At 58.5% G+C, this 1,743-nt stretch carries 1 protein-coding gene; it reads right to left on the bottom strand.

Going from position 1 to position 1,743, the window contains the following annotated elements:
• Nucleotides 1–907: 907 nt before the first annotated feature.
• A partial coding sequence (locus HCK04_RS40140; RefSeq protein WP_168066681.1) for a hypothetical protein occupies nucleotides 908–1,743 on the bottom strand: 836 nt, incomplete at its 5' end.

Here is a 1,743-nt window from a genome sequence, read left to right as displayed (position 1 = left end):
ACCCGCTCAACCGTCTCCGGCGTCGGCAACAACTGCCCAGTCTCCATGCGCGAGATCGTCGGCTGCGCCAAACCGGCCCGCTGCGCCAGCTCCTTACCCGTCAACCCGGCATCCTTGCGCAGCCGCCGCAGCAGCTCACCCAACTCCCGCAACCGATCCCGCCGCTCCACCATGCTGGCGTTCTACCACTAGCGCTCTACCAGGTGGCGCACGATCACGCGGAACTCTGCTGAATTGCGCTCATAAGGATCAAGGCGGCGGCGTGGCGCGCCGCCGTACGGCCCAGCGTCGCGGACCCCGGCCGCGCTGCGGCCTGGGGGCCGGTCACGGCCGGGGCCGCACTTGAGCCGCCCAACCGCCTGCCGGCCCCGCTATATTCACCCGACTCGCCACACGTGGGCCGCGCCACCGCCCGGTAGCACGAACTGTCACAGCTCGCAGGAACCTCACAGCCCGACCTGTAACCGCACCATCAAGACCACGCTCATGGGCTACGACTGCGATCACCCGCTCCGACGACTGGCTCGACAGCGCCGACCATCCCATCTCGCCCGAGGAATGGGAGGCGTTCACGGCCAGCCAGCCCGAACTCCGATAAGACGGCTGGATCGAATACAGCGGATCCGCCCTGGCGCTCCGGCTCCGGGATGACCACCACGGTCGTGCTCACCACCGCCGGACTGTCGGTGGCTGGGGTGAGGGGCCTGTTCATCCCGTCTGCCCTCAACCCGGGACAAGCCGAGCCGGCCCGCGCTCTGCTTCCCCTGCGGGCGGGTCGACGGCATACGGGATGAACAGGCAGGTAAACGGATCCTTTCTGCCTTTCTAACAACATGAGCAGAGCTTATTGCATGTCCGTTCAGGCTCAGCTATCCCGAGTCACAGCCTACCTTTTCGCTCAGACCGATTACCGATCGTAGATCCGAACCGTGACCGCCATATCCGGAGAAGATGTTTCGGAGCGAAGGTCTTCTTCGATAGCACGTGGGTTCCTCAAGCAGCCATCGTAATCGAAAACGAGACAGATGAGGTGTGTCACTGAATTGTGAGCTAGATATCGATCGCGATCCACAATAAGTTGTTCGCCCAGCTTACCATCTTTCAAACTTTCACGAGTATGCTTTAGTTCGATCGCAAGCTTATACTTGGGAAGTAGGAAATCTATGCGAGAATTTTGACCTGCATATGATGGCGTATACTCTTCTTCTCTGATGTCGTCGAAGAATTGGGACAGCAAAGCCCTGAAAAGATATTGATCATCATACTCATTCTCGAACTTTATCGGATTGCCATGAGAACGCACTTTTAAGCTTCGCCGCACCAAGAGCATACGCTCACCGAGTTCTAGAACGAGTGAGACTGCATCAATTTTTGCTCCGGCGAATGAGACGGTACCCGCAGACTCGGCAGTCTTAGCCTTTCCCTCAATAAGCAGTCGAAGGAGCAGGCCAATTATTTTTGCTTTGCTAGCGGCTGAGCGAGCGAGAGCACCCCAATCTTGACGCTCATAGAGCCCGGCCTCGGTCTTGCCATTTTTGAATGATCGAGTATCTAGACCGTTTAGACGCGCAACACTCTCGAGCTTTCCATGCGGTGCGTAATCTTCACCGTAGCGCGCCGCGAATAACCCGTCGACATCCACCCGACGTTCAGGAGTTCGAAACGTCGGAGCCTTCCCAGTGAGATATTCGTATCGTGCAGCAAGGGCGGCGAACCCGTACTCGGGACGATTCATATTCCAGT

Origin of the sequence: Microbispora sp. CL1-1 (assembly GCF_012034195.1) — a bacterium.
Lineage (GTDB): Bacteria > Actinomycetota > Actinomycetes > Streptosporangiales > Streptosporangiaceae > Microbispora.
This window is presented reverse-complemented; position numbering and strand designations above follow the sequence as displayed.